Raw genomic sequence first — 14293 nt, 5'->3', positions numbered from 1 at the left:
CGGATGGGAGATGACATGACCCGGCCCGACGACCACGCCACGGCCCCCGACCGGCCTCCCGTCCCCGCCGAGGCCTACGAGCGCCGCTGCCGCAGCCTGCTCCGGCTGGCCTATCCCCCGCGGTTCATCGAGACGCGGGGCGAGGAGGTCCTGGGCACCCTGCTCGACCTGGCCCCGCCGGGCGCCGACCGGCCCGACGCGCGCACCGTGCTGGACGTGCTGCGCGGCGGGGTGGCACTGCGCCTGCGTGAGCGCCCGCCGCTGGGGCACTGGCTGCTCTACCGGGGATTCGGCAGGCGCCTGCCCTTCCGCTATCGCTGGTGGGCCCGCGACGACATCCGGGGCTCGCTCTTCGTCGAGCGGTTCCTCGTGACGTGGCTGCTGCTCGTCCTCCCGTTCACCATCCTGGATGTGTACGGCCTCATCGTCTCCGGCGCGGACAACTGGTGGGGTTTCCTGTTCTGGGTGGGGGTCTGGTACCTGTTCGCGCGGGCCGGCCGCAGGGACAGCAGGCACAAGCTGCTGGCCAAGCACGAGTTCAACCCCGACGGGACCTCCTACACTCCGCTGCCGCTCCCGGACCGCCGAGTGTGACGGTCAGATCCGCGAGCGTCAGGACGCGGTGCAGGTGGTGGACCCCGGCGGGGAGCCCGGCGGCGGCGCGGGCCGCCGCCGCGGCGATCACCGCGGTGGCCCGTGACTGCCCGTGGCCGCCCAGCCATCTGGTCGTGCCGTCCCGCCCCCTGGCCATGGCCAGCCACCGGTCGCCTCCCGGCAGGTGCAGCCCGCGCGGCGCCCTCGACGCCCCCGGCACCCGGGTCAGCGCCGCCAGCGCCGCCGTCGCGGCCCTGGAGTCGAGGCCGAAGTAGGTCCGTACGGCGACGCCCAGATCACGGGTGAGCACGTGCTGGTCGGAGTAGTCGGCCCGGTACAGGCGCCGTGGGCCCTGACCGGGAAGGACGAAGCGCCGGCCGAGGGTGTAGTTGCGGACCCGCCGTCCCGTGGCGGGGTCGCGGAAGCCCCGGCCGAGCAGGTCGTACGCCCAGGCGGTCGAGGCGTCGCCGTGGCGCTCCCCCGCCCCGAGCAGGAGGGCGATGTCGATGGGGGTGTCCGGGCTCTCGCCGTGCACCTCGGCGGCGAGCAGGTTGGTCAGGCCCGGCGCGAGGCCCACGCTCAGGAGCACGGGCGCACGCGGGGTGAGCCGTTCCAGCGCGGCGACGTAGCCGGTGGTGGCGGTGACGTCGACGAAGGCCGCACCCGCGCCGGTGACGGCCTCCGCCACCGCCGGATCCTCGGCCCCGGCGGCGTTGACGACCACGTCCACTCCGGACAGCGCGGCGGCGAGGGTGCGCGGTTCGCGCAGGTCGACCACGACGTCGGCCAGGCGGGGGTTGCGCCCGGCCGCGAGCGCCTCCTCGCCCCGGCCGCGCAGCTCCGCGACGATCCCGGCCCCGACCGCGCCGTACCCGCCGAGCACCAGGGCCCTCACGCGGGCCGGACCACGAGCCGGCCGACGAGGGCGCTGACGCGCTCACGCCGGATCGCGTGGCCGGTGAAGGCGGCCCGGGCGGCGGCCTCGGCCCGTCGCAGGGCGGGGCGGAAGTCGTAGATCCACACCTGCCCGCCGGGGCGCAGCACGCGGGCGAGCTCGCGGACCCCCGCCTCGGCGTCGGCCCAGTGGTGCTGGCTCATGGTCGACACGACGAGGTCGAAGGCGTCGTCGTGATAGGGCAGGTGGGCGACGTCGCCGACGGTGAAGCTCAGCCGCTCGTCCGTTCCGGCCGTGCGCCGCGCGTAGTCGATCATTTCGGCGGACAGGTCGAGCCCCTCGACGTGGAGCCCGGGGCACCGCCGCGCGATCGCCGCCGGGACCCGTCCCGGCCCGGTCCCCACGTCCAGCACCCGCCCGCCGCCGGGCAGCGAGGCGCCCGCGACGTCGGCGACGGTCCGCGCGTAGACGGGCCGGAATCCGAAGACCCTGCTCATCCGGTCGTAGAGGCGGGGCTGGTCGAAGAACCCGAACATGGTGCCGTGCAGACCCATCGGTCCTCCTATAGTTGTGTGGCACAACTGTGATGACGCCAACCATAGGACGGATAGTTGTACAACACAACTCATAGGAGCGGGTTCCCCGAGGACGATCTGCGCCGCCTGCTCCGGCTGCTGGTCCGCACGGGCCGGCTGTTCGAACCGCGGGAGCACGCCGGCCTGCGCGTCTCCATGTCGGAGATATTCGCCCTGGGCGAGCTGGGCGACGCCGGCACGCTCTCCCAGAACGAGCTCGCCGCCCGGCTCGGCCTGGAGAAGAGCACCGTGAGCCGGCTCGCCGCGGCGCTGGAGCGCCGGGGCTGGCTGTCACGCGAGCGCGATCCGGGCAACCGGCGTTTCTACCGCCTGGGCCTGACACCGGAGGGACGGGCCGTCACCGAACGCATCGGCCGGGAGTTCCACCAGGCGCACGCCGCCCTGTTCGAGGCCCTCACCCCGGCCGAGCTCGAAGGGCTCACCCTCGGCCTGAGCGGCCTGATCCGCGTCTTCGGCGAGCACGACGGCTGAGGCGGGGCCGACGGCCGACGGGGGGCCGACGGCTACGCCTCCGCCGGTCCGGTCTCGAACGTACGGTTCCACCAGGCGGTCCAGCGCGCCTGCAGGTCGGAGAACGCGGCGTCGTCGAGGTCGTAGGCGGTGAGCACCATCATGGCGCCGCTCTCGGGCTTCCCGGGCGGGACCGGGTTCTGCACCGCGACCAGCAGGCCGTCACCCCAGCCGGCCACGGTGAGGCCGAGCTGGCGCTCCGAGCGGAACCACACCTCGCCGCGCAGCCTCTCCCCGGCGGGGCCCTCCAGCTCGTACGGACTTCCGGGGGCCGACCCGGCGGCGGCCGTCAGGCCGGCGGCCCGGAGAACCGGCCCGCCTCCCCCGCCGGACAGGAACACGGTCCGCCGATCGGCGCCCGGATGCCGCTCCAGGGCGAACCTGAGCTGGTGGACGAAGGTGATCCAGCCCTCGGTCATGTCGTCGTAGTAGAGCTCCCACTCCGAGCTTTCGGGGTTGCTGCCGCGCGGGGGGCGGGTCAGCCGGAGCCGGGTCCGGCCGCCGAGGTCGGCCAGCTCGAAGCGGTCGCCGCCCTGGACCTCCAGCCGGTACTCGGCTGCGGACTCGACGACGTCTCGGTGGTAGATGAACTCGATCTCCTTGTCGAGCTCGTCGCAGTGCCAGCCGTGCCAGCGGCGGAGCTGCTCGGTGTCGCGCAGGGCCTCCCACACCTCCTCGACGGGAGCGGAGATCGTGACCTCGACGAAGAACGGCTCATCTGTCATCTTCGGCTCCTTGCCGGGGAGTGGGGTGTCCCCCGGCGAGGAGGCGGTAGGACCGCCCGCCGGGAGTGTCGAACCGGGCGGCGACCTGCGCGACCGCCTCGGCGAGTTCGTCGGTGAAGCGGTGCACGTCGCCCGGGGCCTCGAACCGCACCTCGGCCTCGAGGGTGAACGTGAGCAGCCGGACGCCCCGCCGGTCGGCCGCGGCGGCCATGCGGGTGACCTCGCGCACGGTGCCGGCGGCCGCCTCGACGAGGTGCTCGGCGGCGTACCGGTCGGCGATGCGCTCGAAGCCGTCACCGGGCTCGGCGCCGGACGACCCGCCGGGCTCGGCGCCGGACGGCTCACCGGTCTCGGTGGGTGACAGCACGCCGGGGTCGACGAGGAAGGCGTTGGCGGTGGCCCGCATGATCCTCTCGGCGAACCCCCGCCGCGGGCGCTCCTCGACCAGCTCGATCAGCCCCGCCTGCTCCAGGGCCTTGAAGTGGTAGTTCACCCGCTGACGGGGCAGGCCGAGCTCGGCCGCGAGCCGGGCGGCCGACGCCGGCTCCCGCAGGCGCGCCAGCAACCGGCGGCGGATGGGAGTGAGCGCCACCCGGAGGCGGTCGGGCTCGTCCATGAGCGTCATCTCTGTCGCGGACACGCCTCCATGGAAGAATAGAAAAATTAATTTGTCAATTGGCGGCCGGGGCCTCGCGAGCGAGGCCCCGGAATCAGCGACCGGCGGGTTCCGCCGCGAGGCCGGCGGCGCGGGGCCCCTGGCGGCTCTCGTCCGGCCGGGCCCCGCGCCTGATCCGCATCGACACCACGGCGGCCACGATGCTCAGCGCCCCGGCGACGTACCAGGCGGGCGCGTAGTCGCCGAAGTGGTCCCTGGTGAGCCCCGCCGCGGTCGCCGCCAGGGCCGCGCCGATCTGGTGCGAGGCGAAGACCCACCCGAACACCACCGGCCCCGCCTCGCCGAAGTGCTCCCGGCACAGGGCGACGGTGGGCGGTACGGTGGCCACCCAGTCCAGGCCGTAGAAGATGATGAACACCAGCATGCTCGGGTGCGCCGACGCCGCGAAGAGCTGCGGCAGCACCAGCAGGGACGCCCCGCGCAGCGCGTAGTAGACGGCCAGCAGGATCCGCGAGTCGACGCGGTCGGTGAGCCACCCGGAGAACACGGTTCCGGCGATGTCGAAGATCCCGACCAGCGCGAGCAGGCCGGCGGCGGTGGTCACGGGCATCCCGTGGTCGTGCGCCGCGGGGATGAAGTGCGTGCCGACCAGACCGTTGGTCGTCGCGCCGCAGATCGCGAACCCCGCGGCCAGGAACCAGAACGCCCTGGTCCCGGCCGCCTCCCTCAGCGCGCCGATCGCCCGCCGGGCCGGCCCCACCGCGGGCACGGAACCCGTCGCGGCGCCCCGTCCGGAACCGGCGCCCCGCGCGACACCCTGTCCGGGACCGGTTCCCGTCGCGGCGCCCTGTCCGGGACCGGCGCCCCGCGCGGGACCGCCTCCCGTCCGGACGTCCCGGCCGGGGCCGGGGACCGGCTCGGGCTCCGCGGCGCCGTACGGCCTCAGGCCCACGTCGGCGGGGCGTTCCCGCAGCAACAGCAGCACCGGCGGGACCACGGCCAGCGCGGCGCCGGCGGTCACCAGGGAGGCGGCCCGCCAGCCGTGGGCCTCCGACAGCGCCGCCACCAGCGGCAGGAACACCAGCTGACCGGTCGCGCCTCCGGCGGTGAGCACCCCGGTCACCAGGCCGCGGTGCCGTACGAACCACCGGCCGGTGACCGTCGCCACCAGCGCCAGCGCCATCGACCCGGTCCCCAGCCCGACCAGCACGCCCCACAGCAGCACGAGCTGCCAGCTCGTCGTCATGAACACCGTCAGGCCGCTGCCCAGCGCCACCAGCGACAGCGCGCACGCGATCACCCTGCGGATGCCGAAGCGCTCCATCAGGGCCGCGGCGAACGGCGCCGTGAGCCCGAACAGCAGCAGGTTGACCGACACGGCCAGCGAGATCGTGCCCCTGCTCCAGCCGAACTCCCGCTGCAGCGGCTCGATCAGCGCGCCGGGGGTCGCCCGGAAACCCGCCGCGCCCACCAGCGCCACGAACGTCACCGCGGCCACCGTCCATGCCCAGTGCAGCCTGGGACGTGCTTCTGTCCGTGTCATGGGGTCAAGGATCGGGCACGCGCCGCCCGCGGAACCAGTGGCCGGAAAGCCATCATGTGAAAGAATCGGGCCATGGAGCCTCACCGCATCGCCGTCCTCGCCCTCGACGACCTGGTCCCCTTCGACCTGGGCACCGTGACGCAGATCTTCGGTGCCGCCCGCGACGACCTGGACCGGCGCCTCTACCGGGTCCGGGTCTGCGGTCCCGGCGCGCGGCCGGTCCGGACGTCGGCGGGCTTCCAGATCGTGCCCGAGTACGGCCTGGAGGAGCTGGCGCGGGCCGACACCGTGGTGGTGCCCGGCTTCCACGCGGCCAACGAGGCGATGCGTTCGGGGACGCTCCCGCCGGAGGTCCGGGACGCGCTGACCGCCGCCGCCCGCACCCGCCGCGTCATGTCGGTCTGCACCGGGGCGTTCGCCCTGGCCGCGGCCGGACTGCTCGACGGCAGGCCGGCGACCACGCACTGGATGCACGCCGGGCGCTTCCGCGAGCTGTTCCCCCTCGTCGAGCTCGACCCGGACGTCCTGTTCGTCGACGACGGCGACATCCTCACCTCGGCCGGCGTCGGCGCGGGCGTCGACCTGTGCCTGCACGTCGTGCGCAGCGACCACGGGAGCGAGGTCGGCAACCGCGTGGCGCGGCGCTGCGTGATGCCGCCGTGGCGGCCGGGCGGCCAGGCGCAGTACATCGAGCATCCGGTCCCGGCCACGCCCGACGCCTCCACCGCCCCCGCGCGCGTCTGGGCGCTGGCGCACCTGGACGAGCGGCTCGACCTGCGCTCGCTGGCCGGCCAGGTCCGGATGAGCGTGCGCACCTTCACCCGGCGCTTCCGCGAGGAGACCGGGATGAGCCCGGGCCGGTGGATCGTCCAGCAGCGCGTCGAGCGCGCCCGTCACCTGCTGGAGACCACCGACCTGCCGGTCGACCTCGTCGCCCGGCACGCGGGCTTCGGTACCGGCGCCGCCCTGCGCCAGCAGATGGCCGCCGTCCTGGGTGTGGCGCCCAGCGCCTATCGCAGGACGTTCCAGTCCTCCCGCCCGGTCACCGCCGTGAAGTGAACCGGGTCCGCCGTTCGCCCCGACATTGACACTGTCATTATTACAGTGTCATTCTGAGGGCATGGAATGGACGATCGGCGAACTGGTGGAGCACGCCTCCACCGTGCTCACCCCGGACGGGCGGCTCAACGGCCGGGTCAGGGACGTGCCGAACGAGCGCCTCGTCCGGTGGTACGCCACGATCGGCCTGCTCGACCCGCCCCTGTCCCGGCGCGGACGGGTGGCCCTGTACGGCAGGCGCCACCTGCTCCAGCTCGTCGCCGTCAAGCGCCGCCAGGCGGAGGGCCGGAGCATCGCCGAGATCCAGGTCGAGCTGGCCGGGGCCACGGACCGGGCCCTGGAGGAGATCGCCCGCCTGCGCACCGTCCCGGACGCCCCCGCTGCGCTCACCGGGCCCGCCGGGGCCGCCGATCGGGCCGGAGCGGCGGATCAGGCCGGTGCGATGGATCGAACCGGCGCGACGGCTCCGGCCGGAGCGGCCCGGGCACCCGGCGTCACGGGAGCACCCGCCCGCCCGCGCTTCTGGACCGACCCGCCCGCGCCGGATCCCGGCCTGCTCCTCCCGGATCCCGGCCCGGCCGTTCCGGCCGAGTCGGGCGCGACCGGGGTGAGCACGGCCGATCCGGACGCGGCCGATCCGGGCGCGGCCGGGCCGGCGGATCACGAGGTGGAGGCCGCCGTGTTCTCCGGCGGGCTCTCCGCTCCCGGCGCCCCCGTGACCGCGGTGCCCGCCGTACGGCTCGCACCCGGGGTGACGCTCCTGCTCGACGGCGCCGCCCGTCCCCTCTCCGACGACGACCTCGCCGCGATCGGCGCCGCCTCACGGGCGCTGGTCTCGGCCCTCCGTATGCGCGAACTCGCCCCTCCGGAAGGAAACCACCGATGATCACTTCGATCACCCCGCTACGGCCGGACGAGTGCGCGCCGGTCCCCGACGCCGGGATGGGAGCACTCACCACCGAGCGCGGAAACCTGCCCCTGGAGAGCGTCGACGTCACCGCCGAGCTGTCCGGCCTGGTCGCCGGAGTGAAGGTGACCCAGGGCTTCCGCAACCCGTTCGACGTGCCGCTGGAGGCGACCTACATCTTCCCGCTGCCCGACCGGGCCGCCGTGACGGCCTTCAGGATGGAGGCCGACGGGCGGATCGTCGAGGGCGTGCTCAAGGAGCGCGGCCAGGCCAGGGCCGACTACGACCAGGCCGTCGCCGAGGGCAGGCGGGCCGCCATCGCCGAGGAGGACCGGCCCGACGTCTTCACCATCAGGGTCGGCAACATCGTGCCGGGCGAGCGGGTCACCGTGCACCTGACGCTGGACCAGCCGCTCCCCTACGAGGACGGCGCGGCGACCTTCCGCTTCCCCCTGGTCGTCGCCCCGCGTTACATCCCCGGCGTCCCGCTCGACGGCGAGCAGGCCGGCGACGGCTGGGCGCCGGACACCGACGCGGTGCCCGACGCCTCCCGGATCACCCCGCCCGTGCTGCTGCCCGGCTTCCCCAACCCGGTGCGGCTCTCGCTGGCGGCCACGATCGACACCGCCGGGCTGGAGCTGCAGGAGGTCCGCTCCAGCCTGCACACGGTCCTGCAGGAGGGCGGCACGGTACGGCTGCAGCCGGGCGAGCGCCTGGACCGCGACTTCATCCTGCGCCTGTCGTTCGGCGCCTCCTCCTGCCTCACGCTGGTCCCCGACGCCGAGGGCGAGGAGGGCACGTTCGCGCTGACCGTCGTCCCGCCGCAGGCGCCGGCCACCGCCACGCCCAAGGACGTCGTGCTCGTGCTCGACCGGTCGGGCAGCATGGGCGGCTGGAAGATGGTCGCCGCCCGGCGCGCGGCCGCCCGCATCATCGACACCCTGACCGGCGCCGACCGGTTCGCGGTGCTGTCCTTCGACACCGTGGTGGAGCGGCCCGAGCGGCTCGACGGCGGGCTCGTGGAGGCCTCCGACCGCAACCGCTACCGGGCGGTCGAGCACCTGGCGCGGCTGGAGGCCCGCGGCGGCACCGAGATGCTCGACCCGCTGCGCCAGGCCGTCGCGATGCTGGGCGACTCCTCCAGGGACCGCGTCCTGGTGCTGGTCACCGACGGGCAGGTCGGCAACGAGACCCAGATCATCAAGGAGGTCGGCAGCCGCCTGGTCGGGGTGCGGGTCCACACGGTCGGCATCGACCGGGCGGTCAACGCCGGGTTCCTGAGCCGGCTGAGCGGCCTGGGCGGGGGCCGGTGCGAGCTGGTGGAGTCGGAGGACCGGCTGGATGAGGCGATGGAGCACATCCACCGCAGGATCGGCTCGCCGGTGGTCACCGACCTGTCCCTCAAGGGCGACGGGCTCGACCCGGTGCCCGGCGAGACCGGCCGGCTCGGCTCGATCTACCCCGGCGTGCCGCTGACCGTGCACGGCCGCTACCGGGGCGCCGCCTCCGGCGCGGTGGTCCTGCACGGCACGGACGCCTCCGGGCAGTCGTGGGAGCGGCGGATCACCGGGACGCGGGTGGACAACCCCGCGGTGCGGTCGATCTGGGCGCGGGCGCGGCTCCGCGACCTGGAGGACCGCTACGCCGCCGGCGACCACTCGGTCGAGGAGAAGATCCTGGCGACCTCCCTGCGGTACGGCGTGCTCTGCCGCTTCACCGCGTTCGTCGCGGTCGACTCGCGGGTGGTCGCCGAGGGCGGCCCGGAACACCGGGTGGTCCAGCCGGTGGAGCTGCCCAGCGGCTGGGAGACGGGTCCCGCCGCCGCTCCGATGGCCGCCGCTCCGATGGCGTGGATGTCGGCTCCCGCGGCCATGGGCGCGCCGCCCGCCGCTCCCGCGGCCGCGCCGCGGCCGGCCGCTCCGGGGGGCGCCCCCCGCGGCGCGTCCCGGCCCACGGCGGCGTTCGACTGGATGGAGCAGGAGCGCTCCGCCGACCCGTTCCAGGAGACCGAGCGGTTCTTCCCGCGCGCGGACAAGTCCGTGGCCGGCTCGACCGTCCCGGTCCCCCCGCCGCACATGATCACGCCGTACCCTCCGGCTCCCGCCCCCACCCCGGCCGCACAGGAGGCGCTGCGGGCCCAGCTGGCCGAGGAGCTCCGCCGGCTGCGGGCCGCCGAGTCCCTGCGGGCCGCCGACCGGCTGCGTTACCTGGCCGACCTCGGCGACCGGCTGGCGGCGCTGGCCACCTCCCTCGGCGGGCACGCGGAACTGGACGCCCTGGCCCGTGACCTGACGGCGCCCGAGCCCGCCGCCGACGTGGACACGCTGTGGCGGCTGGCCGTACACACGCTGGAGACCCTGATCGGCGGCGGACAGGAGAAGAGGCGACGCCCGTTCTGGAAGCGGTGAGGCGTACCGGCGGGGGCCCGCATCGACCTTCAGAAGCTATTTAGGTTAGCCTTACCTAAGTTTGGTAGGACACACCTGAAAGCAGGAGAGTCATGAGGGCATCTATCCGCCGGCGCTGGGCCGCCGCCGTCGTCGCGGCGTCCACCGTGCTGGGCCTTGCGGCCTGCGGGTCCGGCACGGAGGCCGCCCCGGCGCAGAGCGCGAGCGGCGCCGCAGGCACGGGCGGGACGCGGAGCGTCCAGCACGAGGCGGGGACCACGGAGGTGCCGGCCTCCCCCAAGCGCGTCGTCTCGGTGGCCGTCACCCTGACCGGCCACCTGCTCGCGCTGGAGGCGCCGCTGGTCGCCTCCCAGGCCACCCCGCCCAGCCCGATCACCTCGGCGAACGGGTTCTTCTCCCAGTGGGCCGACGTCGCCGAGCAGCGGGGCGTCCAGGTGCTCTACCAGGGCTTCGAAGCCGACGTCGAGAAGGTCATCGCGGCCAAGCCCGACCTGATCATCGGTTCGGCCTCCGGCGCGGACAGCACCCTGAAGATCTACGACCGGCTGAAGAGCATCGCGCCGACCGTGCTGTTCCGGCACGACAACCTCTCCTGGCAGGAGCTCACCACCAAGCTGGGGGGCGCGCTGGGCCTGGAGGCGAACGCCAAGAAGGTCATCGACGCCTACGACCGGCGCGTGACCGAGGTGAAGAGCGCGATCAAGAAGCCCGGACAGGACGCGGTGCTGCTGCGCGACAACAACACCGACATCCCCGTGTTCACCGAGGCCTCCGCCCAGGGCGCGCTGCTGGCCTCGCTCGGCTTCACCCTCCACCCCCTCGACGCCTCCCTGGCCGCCGCCGACACCCGGGAGGGCGGCGAGCGCAAGGACATCGTGAGCGTCGCGCAGGAGAACGTGCTCAAGGCGTTCGGCGACAGTTCGCTCTTCTTCGTCAGCCACAGCGCCGAGGAGATCACCGCCACCCAGGCCAAGCCGCTCTGGAAGGACCTGTCGGCCGTCGCCGACAAGCGGGTCTACGACCTGGGCCTGGACTCCTTCCGCATCGACTACTACAGCGCGTCCAACATCATCGACCGCGTCGAGAAGCAGTTCGCCGGCTGACGCCGCGCCCGTCCCGGGCCGCCCCCCGCATCCGGCGGTCAGGAGCGGCCCGCCCGCCACTCACGGTGGAGCAGCCAGGCGAGGTAGAGACCGCCCAGACCCCCGGTCAGCACCCCCACGGGCAGCTGGCCGGGGGTCGGCAGCCGCTGGACCGCCAGGTCGGCGCCCGCCAGCAGCAGTGCGCCGACGGCCGAGGCCGAGGCGACGCCCGCCCCCGGGGCCCGGGTCAGCCGCCGGGCGAGCTGCGGGGCGGCCAGGGCGACGAAGGCGATGGGGCCGGCGGCCGAGACCGCGATCCCCGACAGCGCCACGGCCACCAGCAGCAGGGCGAAGCGCAGGCGCTCCACCCGCATGCCGAGAGCGCCGGCCGCGTCGTCGCCCATCTCCATGGTGCCCAGCGACCGGCCCAGCGCCAGCGCGGCGGGCAGCAGTACGGCCGTCGCCGCGGCCACCGGCCCCACCCGCTCCCAGCCCGCTCCGGCCAGACTGCCCACCAGCCACACCTTGGCCCCCTGCGACTCGTACAGGTCGGCCCTGGTCAGCAGGTAGGCGATGACCGAGTGGAGCATGGCGGTGACCGCGACGCCCACCATGATCAGCCGAGTGCCCTGCACCCCGCGCGTGTAGGACAGCGCGTAGACCGCCAGGGCCGCGAGCAGGCCGCAGGCCAGCGCGCCGGCGGCGACGCCCAGGGGCGTGGGGGCGCCGACGACGAGGATCACCAGGACCGCTCCCGCCGCCGCGCCCGCGTTCACCCCGACGACGTCCGGGCTGCCGAGCGGATTGCGCGACAGGCTCTGCACGACGGCGCCCCCCGCGCCGAGCGCCGCCCCCACCAGGAGGGCGAGCGCCGCCCGCGGGGCGCGCAGCTCGTAGACGACCATCTCGCTCATGGCGTCGCCCCCGCCGAACAGGGTCTTGACGACGTCGCCGACCGGCACCGCGGACCCGGTGCCCATGGCGACCAGCACGACCGCGGCCGTGAGGGCCAGCAGGACCGCGACGACCGCCGACGCGCGGAGGTGGACCCGCACGGAGATCCGGCGGGAGGGAGTGCTGAGGATGCGGTAGACGCTCACGGGAGGAGGTCCTTCGAGACGGGAGGACGGGCCGGTCGCGGGCGGGCGGCCCGTCGGCGGGGAGAGAACGACTTGATCGGGGAGGGCCGGTCCGGAGGGATCCGAGGGCTCGGCCGGGGACGCCCGGAGACGGTTCACAGGCGGACGGCCCGTCGGCGGCGCAGGAGATAGATCAGCACGGGGGCTCCGACGAACGCGGTGACGATGCCGCTCTCCAGCTCGCCCGGCCGCACCACCACCCTGCCGACGACGTCGGCGGTGAGCAGCAGGACCGGGGCGAGGACGGCCGAGTAGGCCAGGACCCAGCGGTTGTCCGGCCCGGTGAAGGCGCGTACGGCGTGCGGGGCCATGAGCCCGATGAACCCGATGGGGCCGGCGGCGGCGGTCGCCGCGCCGCAGAGCAGCATGATCGCCGCGGCCCCGCCGAGCCGGACCCGGGCCAGGTTCACGCCCAGGCCCTGGCCGGCCTGCTCGCCCAGGGCGATGGCGTTGAGCCCCCGCCCGAGCCCGAGCGCGAGCACCGCGCCCACGACGACGAACGGCGCGATCTCCGCGACGACCGCGGCGTCCCGGCCGGCGAGCGCCCCCACGTCCCAGAAGCGCCACCGGTCGAACGCCCCGGCGTCCAGGGTGAGCATCGCCTCGACGGCCGAGAGCAGGGCGGCGCTGACGGCCGCGCCGGCGAGCACCAGCCGGGCGGGACCGGCCGCACCGCGCCCGGTCGTGCCCAGGACGTAGACGGCGGCCGCGGCCGCGGCCGCCCCCGCCATGGAGAACCACACCCAGGACCGCATGTCCGTGACGTCGAAGAACACGATGGAGCCGACCACGGCCAGCGACGCCCCGGAGTTGACGCCGAGCAGGCCGGGATCGGCCAGCGGGTTGCGGGTGAGCCCCTGCATGAGCGCCCCGGCCAGCCCGAGCGCCGCGCCGACGCACAGGCCCAGGAGCGTCCGGGGCACGCGCAGGTCGTGGACGATCGCGGCGCTCTCCCCGCCGGTGGGGTTCCACAGCTGCTGCCAGACCTCCCCGAGCGGGATCGCCTGGGCGCCGACCGCGATGCTGAGCACCGTCACCGCTCCCAGTGCCGCGCAGGAGAGGGCCAGTCCGGTCCACCGCATCAGGCCCTCCGGCGGTCGGGTACGGCGGGCGCGGGAACGCTCCGGCGCTCGGATACGGCCGGTGCGGAGACGCTCCGACGGGCGGGATCGGCCGGTGCGGAGATCTCCCGGCGGCCGGATGAGTCGGATGAGCTGGACGAATTGGACGAGGTGGAGGCGGGGAGGCTCCGGATGTCCGGAGCGGGCCGGGTCACTCGTCCTCGTCGTCTCGATGGTGGTCGTGGTCGGCCTCGCCGCGCTTCCAATAGCCGTCGACGTCGACCTGCTCCGGCGCCAGCCCCCGCTCCTCCCTCAGGTGGCGGCGGATCGGCCTGAGCGTGCGGGCCTCGCCCGCGACCCAGGCGTAGCCCGTGCCGCCGGGCAGGTCGGCCGCGCGGACGGCCCGCTCCAGCAGGTCGGTCGTCCCGGGCTCGGCGGTGCCCCGGTGCAGCCAGGTCAGGCTGACGCCCTCGCGCACGGTCAGCGGTTGCTCCTCCTGCGGGCCCGCGACCTCGGCGAAAGCGATCACCTTCACTCCGGCGGGCAGCGCCTCCAGCCAGCGGCCCAGCGCGGGGATCCCCGTCTCCTCGGCGGCCAGCAGGTACCAGTCGTACACCGGGGGCACGACCACCGAACCGCGCGGCCCGAGGACCCCGAGCCGCATGCCGGGCTCGGCGCGCTCCGCCCAGGCGGAGGCGACGCCGTCGCCGTGCACGACCATGTCCACATCCAGCTCCAGCGCCTCGGGCCGGTGGTGGCGGACGGTGTAGTCACGGGTGATCGGCTCGACCTGGCCCCGGACCCAGGCGTCGTTCTCGACGACGGCCGGCACCGGCAGCTCGGCGCCGGGTGCGGGGAAGCAGAGCTTGACGTGGTCGGTGGGCGCCTGCTTGCAGAAGCCCCGCAGCTCCGGGCCGCCCAGGGTGACGCGCACGGTGCCGGGGGTGATCCGGTCCACCCGCCTGACCTCGAGCAGCCGGTAGGCGAGGGGATGCCGGACGACGGCGGGGCGCGGCGGAGTCATGGGTTCTCACGGTCCCTTCGTGGGATCTCCCCGGCCCTTCACGGGGTGCCGCCCCGTGAAGGGCACCCGGTGCCCGCGCCGGGAGGCCGCCGGGCGCGGCACGGGAGATCACTGATGATGTTACTTAGGAAAGC

General features: G+C 74.8%; 14 protein-coding genes. 6 read left to right on the top strand and 8 right to left on the bottom strand.

Annotated elements, in window-relative coordinates; translation table 11 throughout:
* The first annotated feature begins 15 nt into the window (after positions 1-15).
* Positions 16-594 carry a DUF5313 family protein gene (locus Pta02_RS19735; protein ID WP_203876335.1) on the top strand — a complete coding sequence of 193 codons (579 nt, stop codon included), beginning with the start codon at positions 16-18 and terminating at the stop codon, positions 592-594.
* Here Pta02_RS19735 and Pta02_RS19730 read toward each other — a convergent pair.
* The gene (locus Pta02_RS19730) at positions 539-1489 is read right to left on the bottom strand and encodes an NAD-dependent epimerase/dehydratase family protein (RefSeq protein WP_203876334.1); all 951 of its coding nucleotides are present in this window, start codon (positions 1487-1489) and stop codon (positions 539-541) included. The genes Pta02_RS19735 and Pta02_RS19730 overlap by 56 nt on opposite strands.
* On the bottom strand, positions 1486-2043 hold the full coding sequence (locus Pta02_RS19725; protein WP_203876333.1) for a class I SAM-dependent methyltransferase: 558 nt from the start codon (positions 2041-2043) through the stop codon (positions 1486-1488). Before Pta02_RS19725 ends, Pta02_RS19730 begins: the two co-directional genes overlap by 4 nt.
* Before the next feature lie 57 nt (positions 2044-2100).
* On the opposite strand from Pta02_RS19725, the gene Pta02_RS19720 reads away from it, so the two are divergent.
* Positions 2101-2556, top strand: a complete 456-nt coding sequence (locus Pta02_RS19720; protein WP_203876332.1) for a MarR family winged helix-turn-helix transcriptional regulator — start codon at positions 2101-2103, stop codon at positions 2554-2556.
* 32 nt (positions 2557-2588) lie between these two features.
* Here the strand turns inward: Pta02_RS19720 and Pta02_RS19715 are convergent, their stop codons facing one another.
* The 3 genes from Pta02_RS19715 to Pta02_RS19705 form a co-directional block, all read right to left on the bottom strand.
* Positions 2589-3320 carry an SRPBCC family protein gene (locus Pta02_RS19715; RefSeq protein WP_203876331.1) on the bottom strand — a complete coding sequence of 244 codons (732 nt, stop codon included), beginning with the start codon at positions 3318-3320 and terminating at the stop codon, positions 2589-2591.
* On the bottom strand, positions 3310-3960 hold the full coding sequence (locus Pta02_RS19710) for an ArsR/SmtB family transcription factor (protein ID WP_203876330.1): 651 nt from the start codon (positions 3958-3960) through the stop codon (positions 3310-3312). The genes Pta02_RS19715 and Pta02_RS19710 overlap by 11 nt, the downstream gene beginning before the upstream one ends.
* Positions 3961-4030: 70 nt before the next feature.
* On the bottom strand, positions 4031-5479 hold the full coding sequence (locus Pta02_RS19705) for an MFS transporter (RefSeq protein WP_203876329.1): 1449 nt from the start codon (positions 5477-5479) through the stop codon (positions 4031-4033).
* A 72-nt stretch (positions 5480-5551) separates the two neighbouring features.
* Between Pta02_RS19705 and Pta02_RS19700 the strand changes: the two genes are divergently transcribed.
* The 4 genes from Pta02_RS19700 (at position 5552) to fepB (ending at position 10956) form a co-directional block, all read left to right on the top strand.
* Complete coding sequence (locus Pta02_RS19700; RefSeq protein WP_203876328.1) at positions 5552-6538, top strand: GlxA family transcriptional regulator; 987 nt, start codon at positions 5552-5554, stop codon at positions 6536-6538.
* Between the two features lie 61 nt (positions 6539-6599).
* Positions 6600-7424, top strand: a complete 825-nt coding sequence (locus Pta02_RS41310) for a MerR family transcriptional regulator (RefSeq protein ID WP_239130969.1) — start codon at positions 6600-6602, stop codon at positions 7422-7424.
* Complete coding sequence (locus Pta02_RS19690; protein ID WP_203876327.1) at positions 7421-9853, top strand: VIT domain-containing protein; 2433 nt, start codon at positions 7421-7423, stop codon at positions 9851-9853. Before Pta02_RS41310 ends, Pta02_RS19690 begins: the two co-directional genes overlap by 4 nt.
* Positions 9854-9945: 92 nt before the next feature.
* Positions 9946-10956 carry a Fe2+-enterobactin ABC transporter substrate-binding protein gene (fepB, locus tag Pta02_RS19685; RefSeq protein ID WP_203876326.1) on the top strand — a complete coding sequence of 337 codons (1011 nt, stop codon included), beginning with the start codon at positions 9946-9948 and terminating at the stop codon, positions 10954-10956.
* A 38-nt stretch (positions 10957-10994) separates the two neighbouring features.
* Here fepB and Pta02_RS19680 read toward each other — a convergent pair whose 3' ends face one another.
* The 3 genes from Pta02_RS19680 to Pta02_RS19670 all read right to left on the bottom strand — a co-directional run bounded on the left by Pta02_RS19680 (position 10995) and on the right by Pta02_RS19670 (position 14159).
* The gene (locus Pta02_RS19680; RefSeq protein WP_203876325.1) at positions 10995-12035 is read right to left on the bottom strand and encodes a FecCD family ABC transporter permease; all 1041 of its coding nucleotides are present in this window, start codon (positions 12033-12035) and stop codon (positions 10995-10997) included.
* A 134-nt stretch (positions 12036-12169) separates the two neighbouring features.
* Positions 12170-13156: a FecCD family ABC transporter permease gene (locus tag Pta02_RS19675; protein ID WP_203876324.1), complete on the bottom strand. Its 987-nt coding sequence runs from the start codon at positions 13154-13156 to the stop codon at positions 12170-12172.
* Between the two features lie 190 nt (positions 13157-13346).
* Positions 13347-14159 carry a siderophore-interacting protein gene (locus tag Pta02_RS19670; protein ID WP_203876323.1) on the bottom strand — a complete coding sequence of 271 codons (813 nt, stop codon included), beginning with the start codon at positions 14157-14159 and terminating at the stop codon, positions 13347-13349.
* Positions 14160-14293 lie beyond the last annotated feature (134 nt).

It is taken from the genome of Paraplanobispora takensis (genome assembly GCF_016863195.1).
GTDB classification, from domain to species: Bacteria; Actinomycetota; Actinomycetes; order Streptosporangiales; family Streptosporangiaceae; genus Planobispora; species Planobispora takensis.
The sequence above is the reverse complement of the archived record's forward strand: the minus strand, read 5'-3'. Positions and strand labels throughout refer to the sequence as shown.

Excerpts from the sequence above, each read along its gene's own strand:
- Pta02_RS19670 (WP_203876323.1), bottom strand. The coding sequence starts at position 14,159 with ATGACTCCGCCGCGCCCCGCCGTCGTCCGGCATCCCCTCGCCTACCGG.
- Pta02_RS19690 (WP_203876327.1), top strand. The coding sequence starts at position 7,421 with ATGATCACTTCGATCACCCCGCTACGGCCGGACGAGTGCGCGCCGGTC.
- Pta02_RS19725 (WP_203876333.1), bottom strand. The coding sequence starts at position 2,043 with ATGGGTCTGCACGGCACCATGTTCGGGTTCTTCGACCAGCCCCGCCTC.
- Pta02_RS41310 (WP_239130969.1), top strand. The coding sequence starts at position 6,600 with ATGGAATGGACGATCGGCGAACTGGTGGAGCACGCCTCCACCGTGCTC.
- Pta02_RS19715 (WP_203876331.1), bottom strand. The coding sequence starts at position 3,320 with ATGACAGATGAGCCGTTCTTCGTCGAGGTCACGATCTCCGCTCCCGTC.
- Pta02_RS19700 (WP_203876328.1), top strand. The coding sequence starts at position 5,552 with ATGGAGCCTCACCGCATCGCCGTCCTCGCCCTCGACGACCTGGTCCCC.
- Pta02_RS19735 (WP_203876335.1), top strand. The coding sequence starts at position 16 with ATGACCCGGCCCGACGACCACGCCACGGCCCCCGACCGGCCTCCCGTC.
- Pta02_RS19705 (WP_203876329.1), bottom strand. The coding sequence starts at position 5,479 with ATGACACGGACAGAAGCACGTCCCAGGCTGCACTGGGCATGGACGGTG.
- Pta02_RS19675 (WP_203876324.1), bottom strand. The coding sequence starts at position 13,156 with ATGCGGTGGACCGGACTGGCCCTCTCCTGCGCGGCACTGGGAGCGGTG.
- fepB (WP_203876326.1), top strand. The coding sequence starts at position 9,946 with ATGAGGGCATCTATCCGCCGGCGCTGGGCCGCCGCCGTCGTCGCGGCG.